The following is a 13,354-nucleotide window of genomic DNA, read 5'->3' as shown; positions in this document are numbered from 1 at the left end:
GGCAGTGACCTGTGTCAATATGGCGGGGAATATGGAGGTGATCACTGTGCGCAGTCTTCGTCGCCGGTCGATCGTCGGCCTGATCCTCGGGTTGTGCGCCGCCGCGCTGTTCGGCTATTCCGGTCCGTCCGCGAGCGCGGGCGGGTCGCCGCCGGTCCTCGGTGCCGCGGGCATCTGGTCGGCTTCCCTGGAAGGTGTGCACGGCGTCGCGCCGGATGCGACCGTGCGCCAGATCGCTCGCGTCTCGGTCTCCGGCAGCGGGATCCGGGTGCGCTTCGGAAACCCGTTCGGCGCGTCTCCGGTGGTCATCAAGGAGGCCTGGGCGGGGCGGACGGTGGCGCCGGGTTCGGCACGGCTGGTGCCGGGGTCCAACAAGCGCATCACGTTCCGTGGCGGGCGGTCGGTCACGATCCCGCCGGGGCAGGAAGTGGTCAGCGACGCGGTGTCGATGACCGTGGCCGCGCAGCAGGACGTGGCGGTCAGTGTCTACGCGCCGGGCGGCCCGGTCAACGACCACACGTTCCCGCCGTTCGCATACGACCCGCCGGCGTCCTACATCGGAACGGGTGGCAACACGGCGTCGGCGGTGTCCGATGACGCTTTCCCCGGCTACCCGGTCATTCCCGGCAACACCGGCAGCACCGCGACGGGGTACCACCCGGGCCAGACATGGTGGATGGATCTAGTCACCGCCGATCGACCGGCGGCGCGTGGGACTCTGGTCACCCTGGGCGATTCGATCACCGACGGCTACAACGCGTACGGGCCTCCGGGCCAACGGTGGACCGACGTGCTCGCCGAGCGGCTCGACGCGCTGCCCGCCGAGTCCCGGCTCGCCGTGGCGAACGCCGGCATCTCCGGCAACACGGTCAGCGTGCAGCCCAACCCGTACGATCCCACCAATCAGTGCTGTGGCCCGCCGGCGCCGCAGCGCCTCGACCGCGACGTGCTCTCGGTCCCCGGCCTGCGCTCGGTGCTGCTGCTCGAGGGCACCAACGACATCGGCGGCGGCGACTACGCGCCCCCGGCCTCGGCGGCGCAGGTGATCGACGCGATGCGCTCGATCGCGGCGCGGGTGCACGCCCGGGGGGTTCGCATCGTGGCGTCCACGATCCTGCCGATGTGCAACGCCGCGGGCAGCGCCAAGGAGAACACCCGCCTCGAGGTCAACCAGTGGATCCGCACGTCGAACGTCTTCGACGACGTCCTCGACTTCGACGCGGTGCTGCGCGACCCCGCCGATCCGACGGTGATGATCGCCGACCTGCGCAACGACTGCTACCACCCCAACGCGGCCGGCGATCAGCTGATCGGCCGCTACATCCCGCTGCACTCGATCCTCGGCTGACTCCGGCGCCGGGCCGCTCACGGGCGGCCCGGCCGTCGGCAATGCGGACAGAAAGTGGCCTGAACGCGACCTACCTTGGGCGCAAGCCGTTCCGAGCCAAGGAGATTCGCGTGGAAAGCACCGCACCCGCCGGGTACACGACCGTCGCGCCGTGGATCGTCACGCCGGACACCGGGAAGCTGCTGGACTTCGTCACCGCCGTGTTCGAGGGGGTGGAACTGGCCCGGGTGCCGTTGCAGGACGGCAGCATCGGCCACGCCGAGATCCGAGTGGGTGACACGATCCTGCTCGCGTTCGATCGGCGGGCGGACTGGCCGGCCATGCCGTCGCTGCTGCGAGTCTTCGTCGCCGATGCCGACGCCGCGATCGAGCGCGCGGTCGCCGCCGGGGCGCGGGTGGTGACCGCGTCGGCCACCCACGCGTTCGGGCAGCGGGGCGGCCGCGTACGGGACCCGTTCGGCAACATCTGGTGGATCAGCGCGGTGGTCGAGGAGGTCGCGCCCGAGGAGGGCATGCGCCGCCTGAGCGAGGCGCCGTACGCCGCGGCCATGCGGGACGCGCAGGAGACGCTCGACAAAGAGCTGAGCGGCCGCGACCACAGCGACGTCAGTCGAGTCGTGACGGGCGAAAATCGTTCTTGAAGTGTGTCGAGTGACGCGGGCGCCGTTCGTCAGGTGGGGTGAGAACGGACGACGAGAGGAGCGGGTGTGCGTTACGTGATGATCCTGACCGGGGACGAGTCGCATTGGTTCGACTCGGCCGAGGCCGCGGGGCTGATGGATGAGGTCAATGCCTGGTGGGAGAAGTGGCATAAGGCCGGCAAAATCGAGCAGGGCGGGGCCGAGCTGCAGCATTCGAGCACGGCCAAGACGGTCGGCCCGGGCCCGGACGGGCAGCCCACGGTGACCGACGGGCCCTATCTGGAAATCAAGGAAGTGGTCGGCGGATTCATCATGCTCGTGGCCGACGACATAGACGAGGCGATCGCGGTGGCGGCGGGCTGGCCGGGCATTCGGCTGGGCGACCGGGTCGAGGTGCGGCCCGTCATGGAGCGCTGAGCTTCGCCAATCGACGGGTGAGAAGCTCGCGTTCGGCATCGTTGGTGGCGAGCGCGAGCGCCCGGCGAAGGGCGTCAATGCCTTCTTCGCGGCGGCCGAGGCGGGAAAGCAGATCCGCCCTCGTCGCGTGGAAGAGGCGGTAGTTCTCCAGGCGCTCGGCGAGAGCATCCACTTCGGACAATGCGACTGCCGGGCCGTCGACGAAGCTGGTCGCGACGGCCCGGCTCAGCCGCACGATCGGGGACGGGCGCAGAATCGCCAGATCGTCATAGCGACGGCGGACCGATCGCCAATCCGTTTCGGCATAGGAAGGCGCCAGCGCGTGCAGCGCGGCAATCGCGGCTTCCAGTTGATAGGGGCCGGGGCTGTCCTGCGCGGCCGCCTTGGCCAGGCGATTCAGCGCGCTGCGGATGAGCGGGCGATCCCACCGGCGACGGTCCTGATCCTCGAGCAGAATCAGGCGTCCGTGCGAATCCACGCGGGCGGCGGCGCGTGACTCGTGCAATTCCAGCAGGGCGGCCAGGCCCGCGGCCTCGGCGGAATCCGGCAGCAGGGCGGCCAATTGCCGGGCCAGATCGAGCGCCTCCCGCGCCAGCGAGCGCTCGCCGAGATGGCCCTCGTTATAAATCAGATAAACGATCCCGAGTACGGCGGGCAGGCGCGCCGCCGGATCGTCGATCTCGAAGCTCACGCCGCGCAGCCGTCGCTTGGCCCGGACAAGGCGCTGCGCCATGGTCGCGGGTGGCAGCAGGAACGCGGCGGCGATGGTCTCGGCGGGCAGGCCGGCGACCGCGTTGAGGGTCAGCGCCATCTGAGCCGGCTCGGCCAACGACGGATGACAGCACGCGAAGATCAGCGTCAGCCGGTCGTCGCCGGTGGGCGCGGGCGGCGGCGAGGCGGCCAGAAGCGCCAGCTTCTCGCGCCCGGCGGCCTCCCGGCGCAGGCGGTCGACGGCCCGGTGCCACGCGGTCGTGACCAGCCAACCGGCCACATTGTCCGGAACGCCCTCGCCGGGCCAGCGGCGCAGCGCCTCGGCGACCGCGTCCTGCAGCGACTCCTCGGCGCGGTCGAGATCGCCCAGCCGGCGGGCCAGCACCCCCAGCATGCCGGGCGAATCGGACCGCCACGCCTCGTCGAGGACCGCGCGGACATCGATCATGCTGGGAGTTTGCCAGACTGGACCCCATGCCGCTGTTGGAGCGCGACGCCGCGCTGGCCTCCCTCGCCGAGTACGCGGCGCAGGCCCGGGCCGGCGACGGCCGTCTCGTGCTGGTGCCGGGCGAGGCCGGGATCGGCAAGTCGAGCCTGGTCGAGGCGCTCGCCGAGCGGGTGCCGGAGGCCCGCTGGTCGTGGGGGCTGTGCGACGGGCTGTTCACGCCCCGGCCACTGGGACCGCTCTTCGACATCGCCGCGTCGCTGGGCCTGGAGGTGGCGGGCATGGCCCGCGACGACCTCTTCGACGCGCTGCTGCGGGCGGTCGGTGGGGCGGGCCTCGACGTGCTGGTGATCGAGGATCTGCACTGGGCCGACGAGGCGACCATCGACCTGGTCCGGTTCCTGGCGCGGCGGCTGCGCAACCTCGCGGTGCTACTCATCGTGACCTACCGGGACGACGGGCTCGCGCCGGGTGACCCCGTGCGGGTTGCGGTGGGTGAGCTCGGCACATTGCGCTCGACGCGCCGGGTCGGGCTCGATCCACTCTCGCCGGAGGCGGTCCGCGCGCTCGCCGGCGATCTGGCGGCCGCGGGGCTCTACGAGCTGACCGGCGGCAACCCGTTCTTCGTGACCGAGGTGGTGCGGTCGGGCTCGTCGTCGGTGCCGGTCTCGGCGCGCGACGCGGTGCTGGCCCGGGTGGCGGGCCTCTCCGAGGCGGCGCGCGGGGTGCTCGAGACGAGCGCGCTGATCGGCGGCCGGATCGATCCGAGACTGCTCGACGCGGGAGTCCCCGCGCCGGGTGCCGCCGTGCCGGGTGCCGCCGCGCTGGGGGCCGCCGTGCCGGGGCTTGCCGTGCCGGGTGCCACTGTGCCGGGTGCCGCCGTGCCGGGTGCCGCCGCGCTGGGGGCCGCCGTGCCGGGGCTCGCCGTGCCGGGTGCCGCCGCGCTGGGGGCCGCCGTGCCGGGGCTCGCCGTGCCGGGTGCCGCCGCGCCGAGGGCCGCCTTGTCGGGCGACGCTGCGCCGGTCGACGAGGTGGTGACGTCGGGGCTGCTGGTCGGGGACGGGCCGTGGCTGCGGTTCCGGCACGAGCTGGCGCGGCTCGCGGTCGAACAGTCGATCCCGGCGCATCGCACCGGCCGCATCCACGCGTCGATCCTGGCCGGGCTACGCGCGCTGGGCAGCGACGACGACGCGGGGATGGCCTTCCACGCCGAGGGCGCGCGGGACACCGCGGCGGTGCTGCACTACGCGGTCCGGGCCGCGCGCCGGGCCTCCGAGCTGGCGTCGCGCCGGGAGGCGGCGGCGCAGTACGAGCGGGCGCTGCGCTTCGCCGGGGCGCTGCCGCCGGCGGAACAGGCGGAGCTCCACGACCGGCTGGGCGACGAGCTTTCACTCGTCGACCGGGGCGAGGACATGGTCACGGCGGCCGAGCGGGCGCGAGCTCTGTGGCGTGCGGCAGATCATCCCGTACGGGAAGGGGACGCGCTCCGCCGTTTGTCGGTGGCCATGGTCAGTCTGTGCCGGGGCGTCGAGGGCATGGCATCCGCGGAGGAGGCCGTGGCACTGCTGTCCCCGCTGGGTGACACGCCCGAGCTGGCCCGGGCCTATGCGCGCCTCGCCAGCCAGATGGCCCTGGTGAACCGGCTGGGCGACGCGGCGCGGCTGGCCACCCGGGCCCGCGAGGTGGCGTCGTCGCTGGGGATGCACGAGGTCGTGAGCGACGCGCTGAACACCCGGGCCTGCGCCTCGGCGACGGCCGGGGAGCCCTGGGTCGACGGGATGCGCGAGGCGCTGGAGGTGGCGCTGTCGCACCGGCTCGACTCGCAGGTGGGGCGGGCCTACCACAACCTGTACGGGCTGCTGGTCTGCGAGCGGCGATACGCGGAGGCCGAGCCGTTCTACCGCGACGGGCTGGCCTACTGCGACGAGCGCGACGTGTCGGCCTTCGGCACGAGCATGCGCGGCGAGCACTCGGTGACGCTGGCCCGCACCGATCGGTGGGACGAGTCGGCGGCGCTGGCGAGCCGGCTGCTGACCCGGTACGACGCGTCGCCGATCAACCGGATCAGCCCGCTGCTGGCGCTGGCGACCGTGCGCGGGCGGCGCGGCGACGACGGGGTCTGGGAGCTGCTCGACGAGGCCACGGCGGCGGCCGACGGGTCGGGGGAGCCACAGTGGATCGTCTGCGCGCGGCAGAGCCGGGCCGAGATGTACTGGCTGTCCGGGGACACCGTCGCGGCGCAGAGGGAGGCGCTGCTGTCGGCCGATGCGGCTGTCGAGGGCAACGGGTGGTTGCGTGGCTCGGTGGCGTCGTGGCTCCGGAGGCTCTCGCTGGTGACGGTGCCCGGGTCGTACGCGAAGCCGCATGAATTGTTCTTGAAGGACGATCTCGTCGGGGCCGCGGCGGAGTGGGAGCGGATCGGCTGCCGGTACGAGGCGGGGCTGGTGCTGTTGTCCGGGAACGAGCCGGAACTCCGTACGGCATTGGGGATTTTCAATGATCTTGGGGCTTTGCCGGCGGCACGGATGGCGCGATTGCGGTTGCGGGCGCTGGGCGTGCGATCGATCCCGGCCGGGCCACGTGGCGCGACCCGGGCGCATCCGATCGGGTTGACGCGGCGGGAGCACGAGGTGCTGGACCTGCTGGTCGCCGGGCGGACGAACGCCGAGATAGCGGCGCAACTCGTCATCGCGCGGAAGACGGTCGATCATCACGTTTCGGCGGTGCTGGCCAAGCTCGGAGCTTCGAATCGGTCGGCTGCGGCGTCGCAGGCTAGGTCGTTGGGCCTGGTCTCGCCGATAGATGGGTAGCCCGCGGCGCGAAGGTGGGTAGTCGATCCCGATCCCCTCGCTGTCGCCCGGCCGTACGTTCTTCTCGTAGCCAGCGACAAGGAGCGAGAAATGCCGATTTATCTGGATGTTCACTCCGTGAGCGGCGGGGTGACGATCGACGACGTGGCGAAGGCGCACCTGGCCGATCTGCAGACTCAGGGGCGGCACGACGTGACCTACCTGCGGTACTGGGTGGACGAGGCGCAGGGCAAGATCTTCTGCCTGGTGGAGGCGCCGTCGGCGGACGCCGCGGAGGCGGTGCACCGGGAGGCGCACGGGCTGGTCGCGGACGAGATCTACCAGGTGCAGGAAGGGTCGTAAACCCTTCTAGCTCACCGCCGCCGTCAGGTGCTCGTTGAGGACGGCCAGCTGGGTCTTGCGGGCCTCGGCGTGCCGGTCGAAGCCGGCGGCGGTGAGCTCGACGAAGACGCCGCGCCGATCGTCCACGCAGTGGGTGCGCTCGACCAGCCCGCTCTTCTCCAGGCGCGCGACCGTGCGGGACAGGGCGCTCTGGCTGAGGTACATGGCGGCGGCGAGATCTTGCATGCGTCGCTTGTCACAGTCTCTGGTGGTGAGACGGTCGAGGGTCTCGAAGTCGCTCAGGGTGAGGCCGTGCGCCTCCTGCAGGGCGCGCTCGAGCTGCGCGGCGACCATGTTGTAGCTGGACAGCAGCGACCGCCACCGGTCGACAAGCTCGGTTTCGGCCTCCATGCCGCGCATCCTACTCGCGCTAGCCCTTCGATGCACCAGCATTTGTTGCGCAGGACTCTAATGCGTTGTCATTCTATGCGTACGCATATAACGTCGCCGCCGTGACTATCACGGAACCCCTGCCAGTCGTCGCGGAGCCGGTCTCGCTCCGCTGGACACCTCGGCTCTGGGGAGTGCTCGCAGTCCTCTGCGCCGTCCTCTTCCTGGACGGACTCGACGTCTCCATGGTCGGCGTGGCCCTGCCGTCCATCGGCTCCGAACTGGGCCTGTCCACCACCTCGTTGCAGTGGATCGTCAACGGCTACGTGCTCGGCTACGGCGGCCTGCTGCTGCTCGGCGGCCGCACCGCCGACCTGCTCGGCCGGCGCCGCGTCTTCCTGATCGCGCTCGCCGTCTTCACCGTCGCGTCCCTGGTCGGCGGCCTCGTCGACGACGGCGGCCTGCTCATCGCCACCCGGTTCGTCAAGGGCCTCGCCGCCGCGTTCACCGCGCCGACCGCCATGTCGATCCTCACCACGACGTTCCCCGAGGGCCCCGCTCGCAACCGGGCGCTGTCGATCTTCACCGTCTTCGGCGCGAGCGGCTACTCGTCCGGCCTGATCCTCGGCGGCCTGCTCACCAGCCTCGGCTGGCGGTGGAACTTCCTGGTGCCGGTCCCGCTGGCCCTGGCCGCGCTGGTCGCCGGCATGGCGCTGATCCCCCGCGACAAGCCCGCCGCGCACGGCGGACACGACCTCGTGGGCGCGGCGACGCTCATCTCGGGCATGCTGCTGGCCGTCTACACGGTGGTCTCGGCGCCCACCCGCGGCTGGCTCGACCCGCTGACCATCGGCATGTTCGTGCTGGCGGTCGTCCTGCTGGCCGGCTTCGTGGTCACCGAGAACCGGGTGCGCCACCCGCTCGTGCGCCTGGGCATCCTGCGCATCGGCTCGATCGTCCGGGCCAACGCCAGCATGATCGCGCTGATGGGCTCGTACGTGAGCTTCCAGTTCATGATGACCCTGTACCTGCAGGACGTCCTCGGATGGCCGCCGCTGCGGATGGCGTTCGCGCTGCTGCCCGCCGGCCTGATCGTGGCCTTCGGCTCCCCGTTCGTCGGCAAGCTCATCGATCGCTACGGCACCGGGCCGCTGATCGTGACCGCGATGGTGTCGCTCAGCCTCGGCTACATCTGGTTCCTGGCCACCGCCGGTAACCAGCCGCACTACCTGGTCACGGTCCTGCCCACGATGATCCTGCTGGGCGGCGGCTTCGGCTTCGGCTTCAGCTCGATCATGGCCCAGGCCACCGACGGCATCGCCGACTCGGAGCAGGGGCTGGCGTCCGGGCTGGTGCAGTCTTCGGGTCAGGTGGGCACCGCGCTGGTGCTGGCCGTGGTCACGGCGCTGGTGTCGTCCGGGGCGGGGGCCGCGACTGACTTCGGGGAGTTCCACCCGGGGCTCAACCTGGTGACGGGTGTGGCCGTGGCCGGGCTGCTGCTGAACGTGATTCCGCTGGTGGGGCGGGTGATGCGGACCCGGGCGGCATAGCGATTGCCCCGCGAGGTAGGCTTGTCCTACCGACGCGGGGTGGAGCAGCTCGGTAGCTCGCTGGGCTCATAACCCAGAGGTCGCAGGTTCAAATCCTGTCCCCGCTACGAGTCCTAGGGGCCCTCTGTCCGCGGAAAGCGCGGGCCGGGGGCCTCTTCGCATATCTGCCGGGGGGCCGAGCCCCCCGAACCCCCACGGTGCGGAGGGTTGCGCTGGGTGGGGGGTGCGCTGGGTGGGGGGTGCGCTGGGTGGGGGGTGCGCTGGGTGGGGGGTGCGGTGTCGGGGCGGTGCTAGTTGCTTACGTGGCGTAGGACGGCCAGGACTCGGCGGTTGTCGGTGTCTGAGGGTGGCAGGCCTAGTTTCGCGAAGATGTTGGCCACGTGCTTCTCCACGACACCGGGGGTGATGACCAGGGCCGCTGCGATACCGGCGTTGGATCGGCCCTCGGCCATCAGCTCGAGGACCTCACGCTCTCTCGGGGTCAGCGAAGTCAGGCCGGTGGTGTTCTGGCCGGCTCGCATCAGGTGGCCTACTACCTCCGGGTCGAGGGCGGTGCCGCCGTTGGCCACGCGGGTCAGGGCGTCCACGAAGTCGGCTACGTCGGCTACCCGGTCCTTCAGGAGGTAGCCGACTCCGGTGGGGCGATCGGCCAGGAGGCGGGTCGCGTAGCGGGTCTCTACGTATTGGGAGAACACCAGCACGCCTACGCCGGGGTGGTCGCGGCGGATGTCGATCGCGGCGCGCAGGCCCTCGTCGGTGTGGGTCGGTGGCATTCGGATGTCGATGATGGCCACGTCCGGTGTGTCGGCGGCGATCGCAGACCGCAGCGCATCGGCGTCGGCTACCGCGGCGCACACCTCGAAACCGCGGTCGGTCAGCAGGCGGACCAGACCCTCGCGCATCATCGCGGCGTCCTCCGCGATCACCACCCGCATGCTCTCGTCTCCGTTCACACGTGTGTGGGCAGTTCGATCTCGACCCGGGTCGGGCCGCCGGCCGGACTGTGCACGCGCATCTTGCCGTCCACCACGGCGATGCGGCGGGACAGGCCGAACAGGCCCGGGCCGTCCGGGTTGGCTCCGCCGGCGCCGTCGTCCTCGACGGTGAGGGTCAGAAGGTCGCCGGAACGGACCACGCCGAGGCCGATGCGGGTCGCCCGGCTGTGCTTGGCCGCGTTCGCGAGCAGCTCGGAGGCGCAGAAGTAGGCGATGGTCTCGATCGCGGGCACCGGGCGGTCGGGCAGCTCGACGCTCACCGTGACCGGGATGGCGCTGCCCGTCGCGAGCGTCGCCAGCGCGTCGCCGAGACCGTTGTCGAGAACCGGCGGGTGGATGCCGCGCACCAGGTCGCGCAGGTCGGCGAGGGCGTCCTTCGCGCCGCGGTGGGCGAGCGCGACCAGCTCGCGGGCCTGCGCGAGGTCGGGTGGCGGGCCGTCGGCGCCGAGCTTCTCGGTCGCCATGCCGAGGTTCATCGCCAGCGTGGCCAGCCGGATCTGGGCGCCGTCGTGCAGATCGCGTTCCAGCCGGCGCATCATCGCGGCCGCGTCGTCGATCGCCTGGGCCCGGCTGACCTGCAGTTCGCGGACGCGCTCGGCGAGCCCGCGCGGACCGAGCAGCCGCCGCATCGCGGCCACATCCGGTGCCGTGCCGGCCCGCATCAGCCACGGTGCGACGAACAGCATGGCGAGGCCGGCCGCGGCGATGAGGAACGTTCCGGCGAACGTCCGGGTGCCGATGGTGCCGAACGGGGTCAGCGCCCACACCGGCCCGAGCGTCGTTCCGGGCGGGTGGTTGCGAAACAGCGGCCACCACACCGGGTAGCTGAGGTTGACCAGGCCGAAGACGTAGCAGAACGCGCCGTAGCCCTGTGGGATGGCCAGCGGGACCTTGAGCAGGCAGTACCCGACGGCGCGCCAGCCCGGCCGGGTCGGCGAGGCTTCCACGCGCTCGCCGAGCAGGCGCTCCGCGAGGTGGCGCTGCAGGGCGCCCATCGCGCGGGCGAGCGGGGCGGCCAACACGACGACGAGCACGACGGTGAGCGGAATCAGGACCAGAAACACCGGTGCGACGACGGGCGCGGGCTCCTGGGACATGGCGCCGGTCGCCCAGAGGACGAGGCCGCCCAGGGCGGGGAGGATCATCGGTACGGCCAGGATCGCGGCCGCGCTGACCACGCCGGCGACGCAGAACACCGTCTGGCGCAGGGCCGGCATGGTGAACGGGGCGCGCAGCGCGGTCATCAGCCCATTGTCGCCGGTCATGCGTTGCTTCTCTTCACGCGTCGCGGTGTTTGAGCAGCACACCGCCGCCGAGGATCACTATCGCGGCGTAGCCGCACATCAGCAGCACGCTGACCCAGCCGGCGAACAGCCCGGGAATCGGCGAGGTCACCGCGACCGAGTTGAGCAGCATCAGCACCGGGATGAAGCGGCCGACCGCGATGCCGCTCTCGCCGAACAGGCCGGCCACGATCATCGGGACGAACATCAGGCCGAACAGCGTGCCGATCGCGGCGCCCGAATGCCGCACGATCGTCCCGATGCCGACCCCGATCAGCGCGGTGGCGCCCAGATACGCGCCGGTCAGCAGGACCGCGCGCAGGATCGGCGGATCCGCGAGGGAAGCGGCCGGGATGGCGGTGCCGCGGATCGCGAGCTGTCCGCTCAGATAACCGGCGAAGCTCGCGAACAGGCCGACGGCGAGCGCCGCGCCGCCGCACACGGCGGCCTTCGCGGCCAGGACGATCCGGCGCCGCGGTACGGCCGCGAACGTCGAGCGAATCGTCCCGGTGCCGTACTCGCCGGTCACCACCAGGACGCCGAGCGCTCCGAGGAGCAACTGAGCCATGATGGCGCCGCCGAGGCTGTTGTTCAGGATCTGGGCGGCGGTGGCGACGGGGGTGTGCGACCGGTACCCGAGTCCCACCCCGGCCCCGGTCGCGGCCATCGAGACCACGGCGGCGATCGCCAGCCACCATGTCGACCGGACGCTGCGCAGCTTGATCCACTCCATGCGGGCTACGTTTTTCATGGCGCTCCTACTCCGCGATAGTCGGTGACCTGGGAGGTGAGCCGGAAGAAGGCGTCCTCCAGGCTTTCGTCGCCGGCGGTGAGCTCGTCGACGGTCATCTCGGCCAGCAGCCGGCCACGGCCGATGACCACGAGACGGTCGGCGGTCAGCGCCATCTCGGCGATCAGGTGGCTGGACACGAACACCGTCCGCCCCTCGGCGGCGAGCCCGCGCAGCAGGCCCCGGATCCAGCGGATGCCCTCCGGGTCCAGCCCGTTGACCGGCTCGTCGAGAAGAAGGACGCCCGGATCGCCGAGCAACGCCACCGCGACGCCGAGCCGCTGGCGCATGCCGAGCGAGTACGTGCCGGCGCGCCGCGTCGCCGCGTCGGTCAGACCCACGATGCGCAGCACCTGCTCGACCCGGGAACCGGGGATGTCGTTGCTCGCCGCCAGGGCGGCCAGGTGCGCTCGGCCGCTGCGGCCGGGATGGAAAGCGCCGGCATCGAGGAGCGCGCCGACCGCCTTCAACGGCCAATGCAGGTCCGCGTACGGGACACCGTCGATCAGGGCCTCGCCCCGGTCCGGGGCGTCCAGGCCGAGAATCATCCGCATCGTCGTCGACTTGCCGGACCCGTTCGGGCCGAGGAAGCCGGTCACCACACCCGGCTGGACTTGGACGCTGAGCCCGTCGACGGCGACCCGGTCGCCGTAGCGTTTGGTCAACTCGCGTAGTTCAATCACACGATCGACGCTAGGCAGCGCCACCGGCCGCGAGAAGCCGGAAACCATCCGACTCCGCCTGGGGGTTTTCCCACCCCACTGGTGGTCGGCGAGCTGTTGCGGCGAAGCGACAAGGCGGTGACGGTCGCCGGATGGTGGCACGGTCACGAGGTGGTCGCCAAGCGGCTCACCACCAACCGGCCGTATTGGCGCAAACGGTTCGCGCACGAGGTTTCGGCGTATCGCGTTTTCGCTTCCTGCCCGCCGACCTGGCGCGTGCCTGAGCCGTATCACGCCGGGGAGACGGTTCTGGTGGTCGAGCGCCTTCCGGGTGCGACGCCGCACGCCGAGCGCTATCCGCCGCTGCTGCCCGCGGCAACTGTGGCCGGCATGATCGAGGCTCTCACGTTGTTCGCTGCCTGGCGGCCGCCTCCCGGGCCGTTGGGCCTTCCGGCCACCGACTGGGCGGCCCGGGCGCGTCGCTATGTCGCGAGCGGCGACCTGCCCGCCGAAGACCGGGACGGCTTGCTGGCGGCGATCGCGGCCGCGCCCGCGGAGTTCGGCCATGGCGATCCGCTGCCGAGCAACGCCCTGTGCGCGGCGGGGCGGCCCGTGACGTTCATCGATTACGAGTTCGCCGGCCTCTACCCGGCCGGCGCCGATCTGGCGCTGCTTGGGGTCTGGCTGGGCCGCCACGACCCGGCCGCCGAGCAGCGGTGCGCCGAAGCCGCGACGGCGGCGGGCCACCGGCCCGCCTACCGGGCGATGCGGGTGCTGTGGCTGGCCCGCGAACAGCGCCTCCACCCCGACGTGTTCACCGGCGCCGGCGCCGATGACGTCCGTGGGTGGCTCTCCGCCCAGGTCACCGTGGCGATGTCGAGGGGCCGCGGGCGACAAAAGGGGAGGGGTAGCGGGGGTGGGGGCGCCACAGGAGGGGAGGGGTCCGGGCAGGTTCGGTGAGATCGGCAAAAGTGTCGTGGGGTGTTGTTAG

The 13,354-nt window shown here is 71.7% G+C and carries 13 protein-coding genes and 1 tRNA gene; 8 read left to right on the top strand and 6 right to left on the bottom strand.

Going from position 1 to position 13,354, the window contains the following annotated elements; all coding sequences use genetic code 11:
• Positions 1–46 precede the first annotated feature (46 nt).
• The 3 genes from ACQPZX_RS45020 (at position 47) to ACQPZX_RS45010 (ending at position 2,406) form a co-directional block, all read left to right on the top strand.
• Entirely contained in the window at positions 47–1,348 is a 1,302-nt protein-coding gene (locus tag ACQPZX_RS45020; protein ID WP_433370184.1) for a GDSL-type esterase/lipase family protein, read from the top strand.
• Positions 1,349–1,458: 110 nt separating this feature from the next.
• Positions 1,459–1,989, top strand: coding sequence for a VOC family protein (locus tag ACQPZX_RS45015; protein WP_433370181.1), 531 nt, complete (start codon positions 1,459–1,461; stop codon positions 1,987–1,989).
• Between the two features lie 78 nt (positions 1,990–2,067).
• Positions 2,068–2,406, top strand: a complete 339-nt coding sequence (locus ACQPZX_RS45010; RefSeq protein ID WP_433385872.1) for a YciI family protein — start codon at positions 2,068–2,070, stop codon at positions 2,404–2,406.
• Here ACQPZX_RS45010 and ACQPZX_RS45005 read toward each other — a convergent pair.
• Positions 2,393–3,511 carry an RNA polymerase sigma factor gene (locus tag ACQPZX_RS45005; protein WP_433370178.1) on the bottom strand — a complete coding sequence of 373 codons (1,119 nt, stop codon included), beginning with the start codon at positions 3,509–3,511 and terminating at the stop codon, positions 2,393–2,395. The two genes, ACQPZX_RS45010 and ACQPZX_RS45005, sit on opposite strands and share 14 nt — an antisense overlap.
• A gap of 80 nt (positions 3,512–3,591) precedes the next feature.
• Here ACQPZX_RS45005 and ACQPZX_RS45000 point away from each other — a divergent pair, with 80 nt between their 5' ends.
• Positions 3,592–6,372 (top strand): ATP-binding protein, encoded by a 2,781-nt coding sequence (locus tag ACQPZX_RS45000; RefSeq protein WP_433370175.1) that lies wholly within the window; start codon positions 3,592–3,594, stop codon positions 6,370–6,372.
• Between the two features lie 90 nt (positions 6,373–6,462).
• Positions 6,463–6,714, top strand: coding sequence for a DUF4242 domain-containing protein (locus ACQPZX_RS44995; protein ID WP_433370172.1), 252 nt, complete (start codon positions 6,463–6,465; stop codon positions 6,712–6,714).
• Positions 6,715–6,720: 6 nt separating this feature from the next.
• On the opposite strand, the gene ACQPZX_RS44990 is transcribed toward ACQPZX_RS44995, so the two are convergent.
• A complete protein-coding gene (locus ACQPZX_RS44990) occupies positions 6,721–7,104 on the bottom strand; it encodes a MarR family winged helix-turn-helix transcriptional regulator (RefSeq protein WP_433370169.1) in 384 nt (127 codons plus the stop codon).
• A 101-nt stretch (positions 7,105–7,205) separates the two neighbouring features.
• Here ACQPZX_RS44990 and ACQPZX_RS44985 point away from each other — a divergent pair, with 101 nt between their 5' ends.
• Both ACQPZX_RS44985 and ACQPZX_RS44980 read left to right on the top strand, forming a co-directional pair.
• Positions 7,206–8,633: an MFS transporter gene (locus ACQPZX_RS44985; protein WP_433370166.1), complete on the top strand. Its 1,428-nt coding sequence runs from the start codon at positions 7,206–7,208 to the stop codon at positions 8,631–8,633.
• Positions 8,634–8,666: 33 nt separating this feature from the next.
• Positions 8,667–8,740 (top strand) — tRNA-Met (locus ACQPZX_RS44980).
• A 183-nt stretch (positions 8,741–8,923) separates the two neighbouring features.
• Here the strand turns inward: ACQPZX_RS44980 and ACQPZX_RS44975 are convergent.
• Genes ACQPZX_RS44975 through ACQPZX_RS44960 form a run of 4 tightly spaced genes read right to left on the bottom strand, consistent with a single transcriptional unit; the run spans position 8,924 to position 12,384 of the window.
• Complete coding sequence (locus ACQPZX_RS44975) at positions 8,924–9,568, bottom strand: LuxR C-terminal-related transcriptional regulator (protein WP_433370163.1); 645 nt, start codon at positions 9,566–9,568, stop codon at positions 8,924–8,926.
• A gap of 14 nt (positions 9,569–9,582) precedes the next feature.
• The gene (locus tag ACQPZX_RS44970; protein WP_433370160.1) at positions 9,583–10,893 is read right to left on the bottom strand and encodes a histidine kinase; all 1,311 of its coding nucleotides are present in this window, start codon (positions 10,891–10,893) and stop codon (positions 9,583–9,585) included.
• 13 nt (positions 10,894–10,906) lie between these two features.
• Positions 10,907–11,662, bottom strand: a complete 756-nt coding sequence (locus ACQPZX_RS44965) for an ABC transporter permease subunit (protein WP_433370157.1) — start codon at positions 11,660–11,662, stop codon at positions 10,907–10,909.
• Positions 11,659–12,384, bottom strand: a complete 726-nt coding sequence (locus ACQPZX_RS44960) for an ABC transporter ATP-binding protein (protein WP_433370154.1) — start codon at positions 12,382–12,384, stop codon at positions 11,659–11,661. Before ACQPZX_RS44960 ends, ACQPZX_RS44965 begins: the two co-directional genes overlap by 4 nt.
• 117 nt (positions 12,385–12,501) lie before the next feature.
• Between ACQPZX_RS44960 and ACQPZX_RS44955 the strand changes: the two genes are divergently transcribed.
• Positions 12,502–13,323 (top strand): phosphotransferase, encoded by an 822-nt coding sequence (locus ACQPZX_RS44955; protein ID WP_433370151.1) that lies wholly within the window; start codon positions 12,502–12,504, stop codon positions 13,321–13,323.
• Positions 13,324–13,354 lie beyond the last annotated feature (31 nt).

The sequence above is a fragment of the Actinoplanes sp. CA-142083 genome (genome assembly GCF_050942195.1).
GTDB lineage: Bacteria > Actinomycetota > Actinomycetes > Mycobacteriales > Micromonosporaceae > Actinoplanes.
Note: the sequence above shows the minus strand (reverse complement) of the source record. Positions and strands in the feature narration are given on the sequence as shown.

Excerpts from the sequence above, each read along its gene's own strand:
- ACQPZX_RS45010 (WP_433385872.1), top strand. The coding sequence starts at position 2,068 with ATGATCCTGACCGGGGACGAGTCGCATTGGTTCGACTCGGCCGAGGCC.
- ACQPZX_RS45005 (WP_433370178.1), bottom strand. The coding sequence starts at position 3,511 with ATGCTGGGGGTGCTGGCCCGCCGGCTGGGCGATCTCGACCGCGCCGAG.
- ACQPZX_RS45000 (WP_433370175.1), top strand. The coding sequence starts at position 3,592 with ATGCCGCTGTTGGAGCGCGACGCCGCGCTGGCCTCCCTCGCCGAGTAC.
- ACQPZX_RS44995 (WP_433370172.1), top strand. The coding sequence starts at position 6,463 with ATGCCGATTTATCTGGATGTTCACTCCGTGAGCGGCGGGGTGACGATC.
- ACQPZX_RS44990 (WP_433370169.1), bottom strand. The coding sequence starts at position 7,104 with ATGGAGGCCGAAACCGAGCTTGTCGACCGGTGGCGGTCGCTGCTGTCC.
- ACQPZX_RS44975 (WP_433370163.1), bottom strand. The coding sequence starts at position 9,568 with ATGCGGGTGGTGATCGCGGAGGACGCCGCGATGATGCGCGAGGGTCTG.
- ACQPZX_RS44970 (WP_433370160.1), bottom strand. The coding sequence starts at position 10,893 with ATGACCGGCGACAATGGGCTGATGACCGCGCTGCGCGCCCCGTTCACC.
- ACQPZX_RS44965 (WP_433370157.1), bottom strand. The coding sequence starts at position 11,662 with ATGAAAAACGTAGCCCGCATGGAGTGGATCAAGCTGCGCAGCGTCCGG.